At 70.8% G+C, this 1,056-nt stretch carries 1 protein-coding gene; it reads right to left on the bottom strand.

Features of this window, described 5'->3' with window-relative positions:
- Positions 1-298: 298 nt before the first annotated feature.
- Positions 299-922, bottom strand: a complete 624-nt coding sequence (locus C6N31_RS42250) for a hypothetical protein (RefSeq protein ID WP_198359622.1) — start codon at positions 920-922, stop codon at positions 299-301.
- Positions 923-1,056: the final 134 nt, after the last annotated feature.

The raw sequence follows: 1,056 nt of genomic DNA, 5'->3' as shown, positions 1-1,056 counted from the left end.
GCATCGGACTGCCCGGGAGGTCACGTTATCGGCTGCCTCTGGCACCGATCCTGCACACATGCGTCTTGATGAAGGGGCCGGCGGCCTACGGTCGGCAAGGATCCGCAGGTGCGCGGGGCCCTGCACTGTGCCCGGGCCGGGCACAGTGCAGGGCGTGTGGCACAGCTCGCTATGGGTTCCTCAGAGTTCGCTCCTCGGTCGGAAGGAGGCGCGGCTCAGCAGGTGCAGATGCGGATGTTGTGGGAGCCGGCGACGCCGTCGGCACCTGTGCGTGACGTCCGCGACGCCTGGTGTGCTGTTAGCAGGGCAGGGTGGTGTGTCCGGCGGCGCCGGTGGCGCCCGTGATGCCGTCCGCGGTCAACGTGGCAGCGGTGCCGTTGCCACCGTCGTTGCCGGGACACACCGGGCTTGCGGCGCCGCCGGCGCCACCGGTCCCGCCCTTGTGGATACCGCCGGCCGTGGACGCGCCGCCCTTGCCGCCCTTGCCGCCTCCGATGCCGGTGCCGGCGTCGCCTACACCGCCCACACCGCCTTTGCCACCGGTGCCGCCCTGGTTGGCAGCGCCCCCCGCGCCACCTGTGCCGCCGTTCCCGTTGGCACCGCCGGCTCCGCCCGCTCCACCGGCGCCACCGGTGCTTCCGAGGCCGTCGCCGTTTCCGCCGCCGCCGCCGTTACCGCCGTTGCCGTTCGCACCGGCCGCTCCACCAGTGCCACCCAGACCGCCGAGACCACCGTTGCTCCCCACCCCGTTGGCGCCGTTAGCACCGGGGACGCCCTGGGCGCCCAGGCTGCTGTGGATCCGGGAACCGTTCGCGTCGGAGTGGGCCGACGCGGACGCCAGGGTGGGCGTGGCGAGGCCGGCCACGGCGATCGCACTGATCAGGACGGTCCGGGCAAGAGCGTTGGTGCGCAAGATGCGCATGAGGTACGCCTTTCGGTTTGTGCGCTCGGAGATACTCCCCGACCGGCACACCCACAACGTAGGCGGCAATGGCCCCACCTGCGCAGCACTAGATGATCAAATGTCTTGAAATAGAGAGATTCAGTGATGTCTGG

Source organism: Streptomyces fildesensis, assembly GCF_016107395.1.
In the GTDB taxonomy this organism is placed as follows: domain Bacteria; phylum Actinomycetota; class Actinomycetes; order Streptomycetales; family Streptomycetaceae; genus Actinacidiphila; species Actinacidiphila fildesensis.
This window is presented reverse-complemented; position numbering and strand designations above follow the sequence as displayed.